This is a genomic window from Anaerobutyricum hallii DSM 3353, assembly GCF_000173975.1.
GTDB lineage: Bacteria > Bacillota > Clostridia > Lachnospirales > Lachnospiraceae > Anaerobutyricum > Anaerobutyricum hallii.
This window is the reverse complement of sequence record NZ_ACEP01000090.1, coordinates 26,261-42,935: the sequence shown is the minus strand read 5'-3', so window position 1 is coordinate 42,935 and position 16,675 is coordinate 26,261. Positions and strand designations below refer to the sequence as shown.

Annotated in this window: 8 protein-coding genes; all 8 read right to left on the bottom strand. The window is 39.6% G+C overall.

Annotated features, from left to right (window positions below; translation table 11 throughout):
* Positions 1-91: 91 nt before the first annotated feature.
* The 8 genes from glgA to EUBHAL_RS09020 all read right to left on the bottom strand — a co-directional run bounded on the left by glgA (position 92) and on the right by EUBHAL_RS09020 (position 16,636).
* A complete protein-coding gene (gene glgA, locus EUBHAL_RS09055) occupies positions 92-1,543 on the bottom strand; it encodes a glycogen synthase GlgA (RefSeq protein WP_005348359.1) in 1,452 nt (483 codons plus the stop codon).
* Between the two features lie 71 nt (positions 1,544-1,614).
* Positions 1,615-2,685, bottom strand: coding sequence for a histidinol-phosphate transaminase (hisC, locus tag EUBHAL_RS09050; RefSeq protein ID WP_005348349.1), 1,071 nt, complete (start codon positions 2,683-2,685; stop codon positions 1,615-1,617).
* A 5-nt stretch (positions 2,686-2,690) separates the two neighbouring features.
* The gene (gene prfA, locus EUBHAL_RS09045) at positions 2,691-3,770 is read right to left on the bottom strand and encodes a peptide chain release factor 1 (protein WP_005348348.1); all 1,080 of its coding nucleotides are present in this window, start codon (positions 3,768-3,770) and stop codon (positions 2,691-2,693) included.
* Positions 3,771-4,008: 238 nt separating this feature from the next.
* Positions 4,009-4,902 carry a peptide chain release factor N(5)-glutamine methyltransferase gene (gene prmC / locus EUBHAL_RS09040; RefSeq protein ID WP_005348346.1) on the bottom strand — a complete coding sequence of 298 codons (894 nt, stop codon included), beginning with the start codon at positions 4,900-4,902 and terminating at the stop codon, positions 4,009-4,011.
* A gap of 2 nt (positions 4,903-4,904) precedes the next feature.
* Positions 4,905-5,846: a DUF1385 domain-containing protein gene (locus EUBHAL_RS09035; protein WP_022169469.1), complete on the bottom strand. Its 942-nt coding sequence runs from the start codon at positions 5,844-5,846 to the stop codon at positions 4,905-4,907.
* 149 nt (positions 5,847-5,995) lie between these two features.
* Positions 5,996-6,202, bottom strand: coding sequence for a 50S ribosomal protein L31 (gene rpmE, locus EUBHAL_RS09030; protein ID WP_022169468.1), 207 nt, complete (start codon positions 6,200-6,202; stop codon positions 5,996-5,998).
* 135 nt (positions 6,203-6,337) lie between these two features.
* Positions 6,338-6,997 (bottom strand): CpXC domain-containing protein, encoded by a 660-nt coding sequence (locus EUBHAL_RS09025; RefSeq protein ID WP_022169467.1) that lies wholly within the window; start codon positions 6,995-6,997, stop codon positions 6,338-6,340.
* Positions 6,998-7,228: 231 nt separating this feature from the next.
* Complete coding sequence (locus EUBHAL_RS09020) at positions 7,229-16,636, bottom strand: InlB B-repeat-containing protein (RefSeq protein ID WP_044922804.1); 9,408 nt, start codon at positions 16,634-16,636, stop codon at positions 7,229-7,231.
* Between the last annotated feature and the right edge of the window lie 39 nt (positions 16,637-16,675).

Sequence of the window (16,675 nt, the reverse complement as noted above, 5' to 3'; positions counted from 1 at the left end):
GGAATAAAATCAATAAATTTTTTAGGGGTCTTCTCGCAAGTTCTTCTGGCAATCCTACTACTACTTCTTTTTACCAGCGGCGTCTGTTTATCTATCGTCCAATCAGCGTATTATACAGTTCTTCATACCGTCTCTTCGAAACTCCCCATGAAAGATTCTTCTCCATTGCTCTCGTTATCATATGATCCCAAATTTCTGGCTGTTCAAAGTAAATGTACTTACTGTAGTTTACTGTATTAATGAGTTCATCTCCATTGTAGTTGCTGAAGGAGAATCCGTCTCCGGTATCCTCGAATTCATTCAGAGGTATAACGGTATCTTTTAATCCACCTGTCTCGCGGACAATTGGAATCGTTCCGTAATGGAAAGCGATAATCTGTGTTAATCCGCATGGTTCGAATAAGGATGGCATTAAGAAAGCATCTGCTGCCGCATACAGTTTATGTGCTAAATCATCGGAATAGAGGATGTTAGCAGAAACTTTATCAGAGTTACACCATGCATAGTAACGGAACATTTCCTCGTATGAAGGATCACCGGTTCCGATTACGACAATCTGTGTATTATCATCAATGAGACGATCCATTGCGTAGCGTACAAGATCGAGACCTTTCTGGTCTGTCAGACGGGAAATGAGTCCGATCATGTATTTGTTCGGATTCACTTCAAGGCCAAGCTGTTTCTGGAGTTCTGCTTTATTCGCAGCCTTTCCCTCCCGATGGTTATATTCTGAATAGTTCCGATAGAGCTTTACATCATTTGACGGATCATATAAGGAGTAATCGACACCATTTACAATGCCAAAAAGGCTCTGGTTGCGTGCACTTAACAATCCGTCTAATCCTTCGCCATAGTATGCTGTCTGAATCTCCTGTGCGTAAGTGTTACTTACGGTTGTGACAAAGTCGGAATAAACGATTCCACCTTTGAGCATGTTCGCATCTTTTTTGAACTCTAACTTATCTGGTGTAAAGAGATAATCTGGAAGTCCGCTTAAACCTTTCATTGTATTGATATCCCATACACCCTGGAAACGAAGATTATGAATTGTCATCATTGTCTTAATACCCCAGAAGAATGGGTTTGCCGCAAATTCTGTCTTTAAGTAAACTGGAATTAATCCTGTCTGCCAGTCATGACAGTGAATCAAATCTGGGCGGAAATCAATAACTGGAAGGATAGAAAGAACTGCTTTACAGAAGAAAGTAAATTTTTCTACGTCAGTTCTTGTATCGGAATATGGCTCCATTGCTCCAAAGTAATCTAAGTTATCAACAAAGTAATAAGTAATGCCATTGTAAACGTACTTCATAATGCCCACATATACGTTTGGAATGTATGGCCCTACTCCCATATAAAAATGAGTAACATACTCAAAATTGTTCCGGTACTCTTCTGGGATTCCGCGGTAATTTGGCATTACAACACGTACATCCCACTCATTTTTGTCAAATTCCTTTGGTAATGCTCCTACTACGTCTGCGAGTCCGCCTGTTTTCATAAAAGGTACGCATTCAGAAGCTGCAAACAGAATCTTTTTCATAGTAATCCTCCCTGTATTGTCTTATATTGTAATACTTATATTTTACAATATATTTCATCATAATACCATGTTTATTTCTGGATTTTCAGAAAAGATGTTAAGAATTTTAAGAACTTTTCCATTTCCTCATCTGTTCCGATTGTGATTCGCAGATAGTTATTAATGCGAGGCTTATCAAAGTAACGCACATAAATATCTTTTTCTCTGGCTGCTTCAAAGATTTCCTTTGCAGGTACTTTCGGATGGGAAGCGAAAAGGAAGTTTGCCTTGGAATCCGGGAAGGTGAAGCCGAGTTTTTTCATCTCTGCTTTGAACCATTCTCTTGTGTTTACAATTTTTTCTACAGTTTCTTTAAAATACACATCATCCTCGATGGATGCAGTTCCAAGAAGGATGGACGTGCGGTTCATTGTGTAGGAGTTGAAGGAATATTTCACATCATTTAAAGCCTTGATTAATTCTGCAGAACCCATTGCGTAACCGATACGCATTCCTGCCATGGAACGGGACTTGGAAAATGTCTGCACAACTAAGAGATTCTCGTATTTGGAGAGAAGTTCCTGTGCGCTGTGTCCTCCAAAGTCTACATAGGCTTCATCAACGATAACAATAACATCCTGATTATGAGAGATAATGTCCTCAATCTCATCAAGTGGCATTAACACACCTGTCGGTGCGTTTGGATTCGGGAATACGACTCCACCGTTTTTCCAGTAGTAGTCATCTTTTTTAATCATAAAGTTCTCATCTAATGGCTTTTTATCATATGGAATCTTGAATAAATCAGCCCAAACATCATAGAATGAGTAAGTGATATCCGGGAAAAATATCGGCCTTTCGCTATTAAAAAATGTAAGAAAAGCCATGGCGAGTACATCATCGGAGCCAACTCCGACAAAGACCTGACTGCTGTCTAATCCCTTATATTTTGCGATTGCCTCTACTAACATTCCAGCTGTCGGATCTGGATAAAGACGCAGTTCTTCTGTTTCAGCACAGATTTTTGCACACTGTTCTTTTACCTTCGGTGAAGGCGGATAAGGATTCTCATTGGTATTTAACTTTATTACATTTGCTTTTTTTGGCTGTTCACCTGGTACATAAGGAACAACCTGTCTGATATTTTTCTTCCACTCCTGCATAATTTTTAACGCTCCATTTCCTGTAATTTGCTTAATTTTGCTGCCTGATCTGCTGCTGTTAAGCTGTCGATAATTTCATCGAGGTCACCATTTAAAATGTCATCGAGACGATGGAGGGTTAACTTGATTCTGTGGTCTGTTACACGTCCCTGTGGGAAGTTGTAAGTACGAATCTTCTCTGCACGGTCACCAGTACCAATCTGGCTCTTACGAAGTTCTGCCTCTGCATCATGTGCTTTAGACTGCTCTAAATCATACAGACGGGCACGAAGTACTTTAATTGCCTTATCTTTGTTCTTAAGCTGTGATTTCTCATCCTGACAGGAAATAACGATACCTGTTGGGATATGTGTTAATCGAACAGCGGAGTCGGTTGTATTTACACACTGACCACCATTTCCTGAAGCACGGAATACATCGAATCGGCAATCGTTCATATCAAGCTGTACATCTACTTCTTCTGCTTCTGGCATGATTGCTACTGTGATTGTAGAAGTATGGATACGTCCGCCGGACTCTGTTGCAGGGATACGCTGTACACGGTGAACTCCACTCTCGTACTTCAGGCGGGAATATGCGCCCTGGCCATTAATCATAAAGGAAACTTCTTTGAATCCTCCGATACCGTTCTCATTCACATCAATGAACTCTGTTTTCCAACGTTTAGATTCGGCATAGTTTTTGTACATACGATAAATCTCAGCAGCAAATAATGCAGCCTCATCCCCACCGGCACCGGCACGAATCTCAACGATAACGTTCTTATCATCGTTAGGGTCTTTTGGAAGAAGGAGAACCTTTAATTCCTCTTCATACTGCTCTACATTCTTCTTTGCTTCAGATAATTCCTCTTTCAGAAGCTCACGCATTTCCTCATCGTGTTCTTCCTCAAGCATCTCTACACTGTCTTCGATTGTCTGTTTTGCTTCTTTATATTCTTTATATTTTTCTACGATAGGAGCCAGCTCATTTTGCTCTTTCATCAGATTGCGGAATCGATTCTGGTCGCTAACTACATCTGGTTCACTAAGTTCCTGCATAACCTCATCGAGACGTTTTACAAGATCCTCTAATTTATCAAACATCTTTATTCCTCCTGTTTTCTTGCGCTTTTATAACTATAACTTTTATTCATAACCATTCAAGTTTATTGCTGTGCCTTCTTATACCTTGATAACCATCTATGTTCCAGATTTACATTTTCTTAAACTTTAAATGACTATCCAGATTTTATTTTTATGTGTTCTTAAATAGTTATATCTTTTATCATATTTCACTGTTACCCAAACTGCATATCTATTTTAAATCAGATTATTATAGCAATTACTTCCTACTATATATGCCCGTCACGATTCGGTCAAGTCCTGCAAGATCTTTATGCACTTTTACTTCGGAAAATCCTCTCTCGTTCATAAGATGGGTTAAGTCTTCTCCCTGTTCTGCCCCGATTTCAAAATAAATTCGTCCATCTGGATTCAGGTAATCAGGCGCCTCATTTATAATTTCTCGGTAAAAGCTAAGACCATCTGCTTCGCCATCAAGGGCGAGTCGCGGTTCGTGTTCTTTTACTTCTGGCATCAAGCCTTCGATTACTTCTGATGGGATATACGGTGGATTCGATAAAATGTAATCGAATCTGCCTTCGATATTTTCGAAAAGATTGCCTTTGATTAAGGTAACACCTGCATCCAGGTTCTGTGCATTCTTTTTTGCTACAGATAACGCCCCCTCAGAAATATCTGCAAGAGTCACTTCGGTATCCGGGCAAAGCTTTGCTACAGAAATGCCGATACAGCCGCTTCCAGTGCATAAATCCAGCACTTTGACTTTCTGTTCATTTTTCTGATCTGCTGTATTATTAGACTCACATCGGTTCTGTGTCTTTCTATTCCGAATATCTTCCACCGCCAGTTCCACCAGACATTCCGTATCCTGTCTCGGAATCAGCACTCGTTCATCCACATAGAAATCATATCCCATAAATTCGCATTCACCCATAAGATACTGCAAAGGCACTCGCTGCTCTCTTTGTTTCAGAACACTTTCTAACTCTGCTAAAAGTTCTTCCTTTACCTCCCCATTCGGGTTCATATAAAATTCAGCTCTGTCGATATGAAGTTTCCAGTCAAGAAATGCCCAGCTTTCATATTCAAAATCTTCAATCCCTGCATTTTGCAGTCGTTCTCGTATATTTATTAAAACTTCCCGGATTGTCATAGCTAATCCTCCAGTTCGCCGTTATGCATTGCCCGAAGATACTCTCTCCAGTCAAAAACGCCTTCTACTGCCTTAATTGCAACTTCCATCATTTCCTCATCTGGCTCTCTTGTTGTAAAATACTGCAAGTACAATCCTGGTTTACTTAACGTATTCACAATCTTCGAATCGCTTCTTCCTGCCAGACGAATAAATTCATAAGAAATACCTGCCACAACCGGAACGAGAAGGATTCTCAGCACAAACTTCCATACTAAGCTGTCCACACGAATAAACATAAATACGACAATGCTGACAATCATAACAATAAGCAGAAAACTGGTTCCACAACGCTTATGAAGCCTCGAATACTTTTTAATATTTTCCGGTGTCAGATCTTCACCGTGTTCCAGACAGTTAATCGTCTTATGTTCTGCACCATGATACATGAACACCCGCTTTATATCTTCCATTTTAGATATGAGCCATATATATATAAGAAATAATGCCACACGTATGATTCCTTCAATCAGGGTACGTATACTGTAAGATGGCAGAAATCCTTTCATCAGATTCGTAAGGAAAAATGGAAGTACCATAAAAATTCCAAGCGCCAATATAACAGAAATGACCATTGTGATTCCCATCAGAACGCTTTCTAACTTATCTCCAAAAATTTTTGTAAAAAACTGTTCCACTTTTCCCGGCTCATAATCCTCTTCCTCATAAAAAGAAGAAGAATAGGATAATGTTTTTAATCCGATATATAAAGACTCTCCAAAGTTAACAACTCCACGTATGATTGGTAAGCCAAGAACCGCATAACGACTTCCCAGGCTTTTATACTCGTCCGTCATTACTTCTATTTCATGATCTGGTTTCCGAACAGCAACTGCATAACGGTCAAGATTCTTCATCATGACCCCTTCCATTACTGCCTGTCCTCCAATACTTGTCTTTTTCAAAGAGCACCTCCTTTCAAGAATGCCTCGCATTCTTGCTGCAAGATGTGTGTCATCTCACATCTGGTATAACCAAAATTAGGCGACGGTACAACATCACAACATTCTCTGTGATACATTGCACCGCCGCCTAATTTAAAACCTTACGGTTATTAATTCTGATTCATGCCATATTTACGATTGAACTTGTCAATACGTCCACGAGCCTTAGCAGCTTTCTGCTGTCCTGTGTAGAATGAATGACATTTAGAACAAATTTCTACATGGATGTCTTCTTTAGTAGAACCTGTAACGAATTCGTTACCGCAGTTACATACAACCTTTGCCTGATAGTAATTTGGATGGATTCCCTCGCGCATCTTATTCACCTCTTCCAATATATGTTTCATTAATTAATTATATTCAATAGTTATCTTATTTCAAACAGCGTTCTTATTATACCATAACAGTATGTAGAGTGCAAGAACTTTTTACTTCTTTTTAATCAATTGTTTTTAATTAAATTTATTGTGGTTTTTAAAAAGAATCTTTCCTGCCCATTCCATATCTACTTTCATAAAGCTGTCCATAGAATGTTCTTTAATTGCATCTTTGTACTTGTCCTCCACCTGACGGTAAAACTCTCTTGTCAGCGGAATCTTCCCTATTCCTTTTTTCTGGAAAAAGACTAAAAAACAATAGTTATCTCTATTATAATCAAAAAGAATATTCAAAAGTGTGTCGTCTTCCATTTCCTTTTTCATCTGGTCAATATACATGATTTTGATAATCTCAATCACACGATCATCTAAATGATTATCGGCAATCATAATCTTTTCTTTTAAATCATTAATATTATCTACAAGACGTTTATCTATACCCTTTTCCTGTTCAAGCTCCGCAATCTCTGCTTTAATCTCTGCATTCATGACCGGTGCCATGTAAATCATAATATTTCTTTGGCTATCCACATATAAACTGTCATATGTAAGCGGTGCCATATACTCACATTCTTCACAGCTAAACTGGTACAGCCTGTTCTTCATAATTTCTTCTTTTAATTTTGCCTTCTCTGTTACATTAATAACCTTATACTTTTTAAGGGAATGCTTATGCCCACACTTTGGACATTCTAATTCTTCCATCGCATAACTTGTCAGTCTTTTGCCTTCCATACTACATTTTCCTCCAACACCTGCAGATATATTTATAAAAAAATTAAAAAGATATCTGCCTTTTCTAACTCTTATAATAGGCTGATTTTGCCATGCAGTCAAGAAAGAATATGCTTCTCACAAACCACATATTTATCTATTTGTAAAGACAAAAAGGACTTCCCGGAAGGAGGAGGCATCCGAACCTTCCGGGAAGTCTCTTTTAGTTTAAACACAGATCATATTTCCTGTTTAACGAGTTACAATCTTTTGTTTAGAAAGCTTACTGAAAATTTGCTTGCCATTATACTTTACATAAGAACGTACTTTGAAACGATATCTTCTGTAACGTTTAAAGTTTACATTGTTTGTTGTAATCTTTACAGAAATTGTCTTTTTCTTTGCATTTTGTACAACTTTAGACTTTCTATCGCGGGTAAATTTCTTCTTTTTACTGTCATACTTATAATATTTTTTACCCTCAATCTTTCCAACAAGTTTAAACTTCTTCGTCTGCCACATGTACTCATAGAGTTGATATCCTTTAACATTACGTTCTGTTTTAAGCTGAATTGCTGCCTTTGTCGTTCCATCTTTCTTTACAGATGTAATCTTTGGAGTCTGCGGCTTTGTAACAGCAGATGCACAATTAGATACCTGTCCATAAATTACTTTTTTATTCAAAGATACACCATATGCTTTTACAAGATATCTGTATACCGTTCCCGGCGTACGCTTCTTATCTGTATAGGCAGTCTTCTTTGTATTAGCAATCACAGCATATTTCCTTGTCTTTGCATTATAGCGATATACTATGTAGCCCTGTGCATCTTTTGCCTTGCTCCAGCTAAGTTTAATCTTTCGATCACCTTTCGCTTTTGCTTTTACTTTTGGCGTTCCTGGATGAATATCTACATATGTCGGATCTTTAGCTCCACAGTTCTTGCAAATACCATTCTGATAGTTGTGACCTGTTGCCGGAAGTAAAATATCTTTCCACTGTACCGCCTTCATAGCTGCTTCTTCTAAGAACATTTCCTTGCAATTTTCATCCTCACAGATCCAGTATTCCTTATTTCCTGCTTTTGTACAGGTTGGATTTACCTTATCCACCTTCTTTAAGGTATGTTTGTGGGCAGTAATATCTGTCTGGATTTCTCCTGTGATTCCTGAAACGGTTATCACATAACTTCCATCCTCATTCTTTTGTACTTCTACTAAGGTACAGTTCTCTGGCTGTTCTTTTCCTTCTGAAAGCTTATCAGCCAGGCAGTCATATCCGTTAATAACCAGCTTATCAATACGGATATATTTATTATCTGTATCTGGTGCTACCTTGAAGGAAAGCGTTCCATTTTCACGGATTTCCGTGTCTGGTGTTGTATCATCTGGTGTTCTCTTCATCTCAGAAAGTGCATAGCCTTCACCACTGACTGGAAGTGCGTATCCTTTATACTGTGTAAACTGTACAGTTACATGTACTTTCTTGTCGAGTTTTTCAATGACACACGTATTGGAAAGTTCATTTTCTACTTTCTTACCATTCACATACCAGCCTGCTACCATAAAGTCTGCACTCACTGGAACTGCCGTAAATGTAAGAGTTTTTCCACCTTCTACTGTGGTTGTCTGATCTTTTTTAAGCTTAAGGTCTGTGTTGCCAGCTTTCGCATTAAGAGTTCCTGCATTAGAAGCAACACCTTCACTTGTTTCATCAACTTCGTAAGAAACTTCATACATTGTAGCTGCATCAAATATTGCTTCTACACTATGCTCTTTCTTAACTTCGGAAAGAGTCAGTTCAGAACCATCTGCACTTATGCTTATTCCCTCTGTCGTATCTGTGACTTCTGTTCCATCAAGCTTCCAGCCTTTGATATGACAGAATTTATTGGATACTGCAGTAAACTTGATACTTGTTCCATATGCTGCTGAAATTTCTCCATCGGTCTTTTCCTCTGTATCTTTACCAACAAGAAGTTTACCCTGCTCATTGTTTACTTTATAAGTTACTTTATAAGACGCAGGAACAAGCCGTACAGAAACTTCTGTATTCTTCTTTACTGTCACTTCATAGGAAGTGCTGTGGCTGTCAATTACCTGACCGTCTACTTTCCAGCTTTCAACGATATAGTCTGCATCCGGTTTCACAGTAAATGTATATTTTTCATCGCCATTTACTTTATCGCCACTTGCAACTTCGCCTGCCGCTCCCCTTGCTGTGAGCGTTCCATTAGAAGGCTGTGCATAAGTTAATGTAAACTGGTCTTTCTCACAAACTGCCTCTACTTTATAAGAAGCAACTTCTGGTGTCTCTTTTGCACCACTTGGAACAGTAAATGTAAATGTATTTGCATTTTCTCCGTCTACAACCTTTCCATTTACTTTCCAGCAGCTTACTTTATAAGCTTCTTTTGGTGTTGCACTAAATGTCACCTTACTTCCGCCACGTATATCGGCTTTATTGCCTTCATATTCTGTACCTGATGTATCCTCTGCTTTCACTGTACCGTTTACTGCGCTCCAGCTTACTGCATAATCAATCTGTACGAACTGTACGGTGATTGCGGCTCCTGTGCCGTTCTCATCAGCTGTGTAAGTATACGTATTGCCTGTCTGTCCATCAACAACCTTTCCATTTACTTTCCAGCAGCCTACCTTATATCCAGTATCCGGCTGTGCTGTAATATCTACCGTTGCTCCGGAAGCAAGGACAAATCCAGTTTCAATATTGGCAATCTGATCTACCTTTCCTGCTACTGCACTGACAATCTTTCCGTTTGCTCCGGCAGCGATTGTTGTGTCACTTCCTGACTTCTTAAACTGTACGGTTACTGTATAGTCTTTTTCGACATTTGCAATCGTTAATGTGGAATCTGTAACTTTGATTCCATCTTCTTTCAAGACCTTACCGTTAACGCGCCATTCCTGAACAGAATAATCCTGATCTGGTGCTGCCGTAAATGTCAGTGTACTTCCTTCATATACCTTTTCGCCAGTAGTAAGCTTGTCAATCTTGTAAATGTCCATCTGCTTTCTATCTGCCTTTGCGGTTAAGGTTCCGTTTGCACTCTCACCTGAAGCAATTACAGGTTCATAAGTTACTTTATGTGTTCCAAGTGCTTTAAATGCTCCTTTTACGGTTACATTAGCTATTACATTCTCTACCTTGTAAGACTTCGTGTCTGTTGTGTTTCCAGATTTATCTTCATCGGTATATTCTGTTTCTACTGATGCACCTAACGCATCCTCATCAACGACATAGCCTTTTTCCGGTGTTAATGTAACAAGCAACTGTGTACCATTTGGAACATGATCTCCATTTGATACCGATATATCTTTGTTAGCGGCATCTTTGTAGATTACTGTAAGAGTTCCATTCGAGATACCGGATGGTATTGTCACAACCGGTTTTTCTTTGATAGTAACAACGACTTCTGTATTGCTGTCAAGTGCGTCAAGGCTTGCTCCTGATAAATCTTCGCTTGCCTTCACGTTCTTACTCCAGCCAGTGACATAGTAATCATTGTTTAAAGTGAGGGCAAATTCTATCGGAATATATGCGGAATGACTTTCCCCACTTGCAATTTCCTGACCATTGCTTGTCGCTGTGAGTTCTGCAATCTTTTTATCTGTTACTATTGTCTCACTAGGTTTGCCGTCATCTAATACAACCTTATACTTTAAGCTGTATTTCTGGGCGATGGTAATCACCGGACGAATATACAGATTTCCACTGATATTGTAAAGGGTAAATGTATTACTTCCGCCGCTTAACGCTGCATCTTCCCAGGTCTTACCATCCTTACTTGTCTGCCACAGTTTTACCATATGATTTGTCTTATCTGCTACAGATGCTGTAAAGGTAAGTGTTGTTCCTTCTTTAATAGAAGTAAGATCTGTTACCGCTTCTTTTGTCTCTGCGTTTATTGCTGTTACCTTCGCAAGAGAAGTATCGGTCTTTCCATCTTCATCTGCTACACTGGTAATTACTTTGTAGGAAGCTGTGCTCTTCTTAAAGCTTACTATTACATTTTCATCCTTGGAAATATCTTCAAGAACTAATGTTGTTCCAAGATAATCCTCGTCTTTGTCCTGCCATTTGTAAGTCTTTCCATCTACTTTCCAGCCAGATACGATATATCCTTCTTCTGGTTCTGCGGTAAATGTCACCTTGCTTCCCTGTGTAATCTTAGTTCCAGAATTAATCTTCTTATCATTTTCATTAACGGCTGTTAAGGTTCCTCCTTTACCATCTACATTGTAAGTAATCTCATGAGAAGTACTCTTGAAGCTCACTTCTACTGTAAGAACGCCGTCTTTTGTATGACCTGGATTTGTTGATGCGGTCTGTGATGCCGGATTAAATGAAGCTACATCTAAGATCTTTCCGTCTTCAGAAATACGCATTCCCTCTGGTAGATTCTTTGCATCTACTGCGTAATCCGTTCCGTTGATAATCCACTTAGCTACGCCATAGCCACTGTTTGGTGCCACTGCAAAACGAAGTCTCGTTCCTTTGGTCTGGTTACTTCCAGATGCCATCGGATACCAGTTATCCGCATAACGTCCAACAATCGTACCATTTTCTCCACAGGAAAACTTCACCTGTGCACTATCTGGTTTTACAGTAAAGCTTGCACTTTCAAATACTGCTGTGTAATTATTCTGGAATGCTTTTACTTTATCTGTTACCGCACCATTGCTGTCCGTCTTGTAGGAAAGTATAACATCAAACTTACCGGTCGCTGTTTTATCGGTAAAATATCCACAGTTCACATTAAGAACATCATTAAGGTTCACTCCCAAAATTTCCGGTTCCACCTTTAAAGTAATGTCAGAAGCACTAGACGGGGTTACACCATTTTTAATTTCCGGTGTAATTGTTACTGCTGCTTTTGTTACCTGTAAAGCTGCCGCTGCAAGTTCTTTCTGTGGATCAATCGTATCTCCATCATAAACGCGGAAATTATAGCTTGCCACTGATAATGGCTGTTTAACTTCATCCACTTTCTTTCTGTCTTTTTCTGTTGTTTCTACCGTATAAGTAAGATTAGTCTTTTCTGACTTCTTCCACTCCCCAACAGTCTGTGCCTTTGCCGCATCTGAGGAAACGGTAATGGCTCTTTCCTGAAGCTCATAACTAACACTTCCACCATAGGTCATGGTTCCTGTCAAAGTCTTTCCTGCACTGGATAATACAAGACGGTATTCTGTTGTGTTTGTCTCGTACGTTCCACCTGCATTATAATACTGTGCCTTCGTTGCCGATGCTGTATAACCGGATTTGGCAAGAACATTTACCTGAATGCTGTAGAGACCACTCGTAGCTGCTGTCCATTTTGCGGATGCTGCACCATTGGCATCTGTCGTTGCACTGATTGTCTCTACTCCATTCGTCTGTGTATTTACAATCTTAAATTCTACAGATGCACCTGCCGCTGCCTTACTGTTGTCCTTTTCTGTTACTTTTGCACGAAGAGTTAAGCTATCCCCAGCCTGTGTCGTATATACAGGTGTTTCTACTGTATTAATAACCTGCTTTGTCACAAGCGTAAGCTTCGCCGGATCAAAACCAGCAAGTTCTGTATCTCCTACTGTGTAAGTTTCTTCTACATCCTCCTGAATAGAAGTGATTGTATATGTTGTCGTTTCGCCACTACTTATCGTTACAAGAGCAAATCCGTACTGACTCTCATTTTCATAAGTAGTCTCCTGCTTTCCATTCACTGTACTTGTATCACTTACTGTATAGGTTTCATTTCTTCCAACAACAACTTTCGTATCTGCCTTGTGGTAAACATCATATAATACATTTTTATCGGCATCTGATAAAGTCACAGCACTTCCAGGCGTATTCGGTGCAGAAGAATCATATGTATAATATCCATTATTTGACTTCCAGTAATATGTGATTCTTGTCATAGATTCCAGACGGCTGTCTGTTGATGTAACTCCACTGCTTCCTGTATTGATACCTGCTCTCTGTTTTCCGGTAATCTTCGCCTGAAGATAATAAGTAACATCATTTTTCGTTACAGTTACAGAATCCTTTCCACTGTTAAATTCTGCCGGAACATCCGTAACTGCAGCGCCGTTTAGATTCGTATAGGAATATTTTTCAGCAACTGTAATCTTATCACCTGCAGTGTACGTATCGCCGGTCTTAGCCACCTGATAATATACTATATTGTCATTCTCATCTTTTCCAACACCGTAATACTTCGGAGCCGTTTGGTCTCCATCTGTATACACTGTTAACTCCGGCTGCGTACCTGATTTTTCTATCGTAATATTCTTTGTTGTCTTTATCTCTTGCGTTGTTGTACCTGTCTTCTTATTATAATTGGACTTGCCGGCATACGGTTTGGCAAGTGTTCCATTTCCCGTATTATCATGTCCGGTTATCGTAAGTTCTGGGGCAACTGCAGTTTCACCAACTGTAAGCGTCGCTGCCTTACTGTAATATTCAATAAGAGAGCTGGCACTTGTGTAACTTACGCGGAAAATACAGCGATATTCTGTATTATTATCTGCTTCTGTAAGATCATTAAGTGTAAGCTTACTGGATTTTGCTCCGTCAATCGTCTGCCATTTACCACCTTTTTCTCTTCGCTGCCATTTGTAATTAGTTGCTCTGTAATCAGAAGCTGTACTGGATAAATCCGCCTTAAATACAGCACTTCCGCCAATCTTTACACTTGCATTTTCTGGATTAGTGATGGTGACAGTTCCCATCTTCTCCGGAAGTGTCGTAACAATAAGCTTCTCACTGAAAACAGATTCTCCGGAGATCGCATCCCCTTTCTTTCCTTCTTTATAAGCCTTAATCGCGTAAGTATAGGATGTATCTGGTTTTAATCCTGTAACTTCGTATGTACTCTCTGTTCCATCGACTGTTCCGATCCGAATATCACTTCCATCAGAATAAATCTGATAAATACGATATTCATCAGCTCCTCTTTCTCCTGCATCCCATGTAATCTTCGCAGAATCAGATGTTACACTCTCTACTGCCAGATTTTCCGGTGGAGACGGAGGTGCGATAACATTCGTAAGCACATAACCAAGAACCGGTATTTCTGTACCATTTACCTTTGTTGTCCAATGTGCAAATTTCCAGTTAAAATCATAACCTTCTACCTGTTTACCTGTAACTGCACCCGTCTTTGTAATCGCCTCTGTATTAATCGTAGACTGCGATTCCGAATAAGTTGTACCGGCACCGCCTCCTGCTTTTACTCCAAATACAAGTCCATAAGCAGTAAACGAAGCATTCAGGTCATAGGTAAATGTCTTTTCCTGTTCTGTCTCTGTTGAAAATTCCTGTGTTACCGTTCCTTCCTTTCCATACTGGGTAGTTATTTTGCTTTCTGCCACATTATTAAGACCCGCTGTACTTGAACGGTAAGAGAATGGATTGCCCGGTGTGGCAAGTGTTCCATCTGCGATTTCTTCCAGTTCATAGCTTTGAGCTGCCTCATTATACTCATCCACCGGAAGCATACTTGTCAGCAGAGTACCCTGTCTCGCAAGTACCATCGTATCTTTTGTTCCTTTAATTTCATACCGATATGTTGTAACCGGTCTTCTGTAAACAATAACTTGATTTTCTCCCGTATCATTGGAGTAATTTAAGGAAAATTTCTTTGTCGTACTCGTAGCAGTCTCCCAGGTATATCCCTGTTCTACACTCGTCTCAAAGCCGGCACCGCATACAAAGCCGGCACAGATATCATCAACAGACCACTCAAAACCAGCTACGATATTCGTGGTAAGTCCCTCTGCTGTTGATACAGAAGTTCCCTCTCCATTCTCCTTACCATAAGCTGTTTCACTATTGCCGATATCTCCCTCGTCTACCTCAGAAAAATATGGAGTTGATTCAAGAAGTGCAAGCACTTCCGGCTCTGTATATGTTAAAGATACGTCTTTAATTCTTGCGATCGTACTGTCTGAGTCAATATCTGGTGCACATAAAGATGTGTACGCATTCCCCTTCTTACTAATACGATATCCTGTTGAGTTACACTGCCAGAAAGATTTACCTGTCTTTTTGTATGTATAGGTCTTATAGAAATATTGATTTTTTGATGCTCGTTTCTGACAGGTTGTAAATACAATCTGTTCCCTGCCTTCTTCATTGCCGGAAAAATTACCGGATACTGCATCCTGTACCAATCCATTTGTAATGATAGAGGTACCAATTCCATTATCACTGTGATTAAAATAATCCGTACGGTATTCCTCATTAAGACCTTTCCCTGCTTCATAGGTATATATCGTATCCATAATCAGTACAGAGGCTTTTGCGTTCACACCATCTGCAGCAAAGGTATCTACAACGACCAGGGACTGCACGTCATCTCTGTAATGTCCATCCTTTGTAAATCCACTGACCTGTGGCTGTCCATTACTTCCTATTGCTGGTACTTCACTTTTCGCATACGTTCCTATTGCAGAATTACCTTTTTTAGTTGTTTTACTACAAGATGTTACATATGCACCGATATCATGGGTCAGATCTGCATCTTTATTTGTTTTCTTATCTACCCATCCTGCTGTGATAATCTCCGGATAGTCCGCACCGCTGCCGGTCATAACAAGATTACCTACAGAAGAAGATGCCCAGCGGAGTCTCTGATTACCATTATTATATCCTTTGGTATCTAACTCAAAAGTTTTATTCCAGTAAGACTTTTCTTCCTCTGTGATATTATCATAAATAAACATTCTCGACTGGCGGTTATTTACATCCGCCTTCGTATTATTCATTCCTGCTGTGACAACAAGCTCATCTACGCTATCTTTGTCTGTATCTGCTGTTGTCATCTGAACAACTGGTGTATTTCTGAATACTTTTCCGTTATTTGAATGTTTTGTTGCTATATTCCCTGTACCTAAAATATCAAATATATTGCAGACAGTTCCTGTTTTCTCTAACTGCATATTACTTCCGATAGAGAACTCCCACAACTGAGGCTGTTCACTATCCGATTCCATCAACGGAGCATAGCCTATAACTGTATCCTTTCCATCTCCGTTAAAATCGCCTGCTGCTACAGAAACAAATCCTGTATCTTCAAATGCATCTGCTTGTTCCAGATAATCAAGAGTTTTTTCCCCTCCAATAGCATAAGTATTACTTACTCTGTTTCCGTCTTTATCTGCAATATAAAGCTCCAGACGCTTTCCTCCAAGCCAGTAGCCAAGAACAGCCACATAGCGCTTCTGCCCTTCACCCTCTGCATCGACAGGTGCCGTATCCATAATGGTAAATCCGTTTTTGTTCCCTTCCTCTTTTTTACCTATCCGAGTTCCGTCTGTTATGCTTCCAATGGAACCTTCTTTATGATCTCTGTCATTATTATAATTATAGGTTTCAAAACTTCTGTAGCCATCATACCCCTGTGAAACAAACAGTTCCGGTACGGTAAAAAGATTTACCCAGCCTTCTGTTCCATAAGGGTTATTCGCTTTTTCCTTTTTGGTATCAATGGTTGTATCCATCTTGATTCCAAAAGCATCCGTGTTTTCATTACTGTTCTCATCCTGCGTTTTTGCTGTCGTTTCCGCTGCTTTCGCTGGTAAAGTTACCTGCGGAAAGAATGGAATGATTAAGGCTAACGCAAGAAAAATACTTAAAAATCGTTGCTTCATACTTTCTCTCCCTTTCTTTTTGATACTTTTAGTCCCATT

Coding starts and splice junctions, on each gene's coding strand:
- glgA (WP_005348359.1), bottom strand. CDS start 1,543: ATGAAAAAGATTCTGTTTGCAGCTTCTGAATGCGTACCTTTTATGAAA.
- hisC (WP_005348349.1), bottom strand. CDS start 2,685: ATGCAGGAGTGGAAGAAAAATATCAGACAGGTTGTTCCTTATGTACCA.
- prfA (WP_005348348.1), bottom strand. CDS start 3,770: ATGTTTGATAAATTAGAGGATCTTGTAAAACGTCTCGATGAGGTTATG.
- prmC (WP_005348346.1), bottom strand. CDS start 4,902: ATGACAATCCGGGAAGTTTTAATAAATATACGAGAACGACTGCAAAAT.
- rpmE (WP_022169468.1), bottom strand. CDS start 6,202: ATGCGCGAGGGAATCCATCCAAATTACTATCAGGCAAAGGTTGTATGT.
- EUBHAL_RS09025 (WP_022169467.1), bottom strand. CDS start 6,997: ATGGAAGGCAAAAGACTGACAAGTTATGCGATGGAAGAATTAGAATGT.
- EUBHAL_RS09020 (WP_044922804.1), bottom strand. CDS start 16,636: ATGAAGCAACGATTTTTAAGTATTTTTCTTGCGTTAGCCTTAATCATT.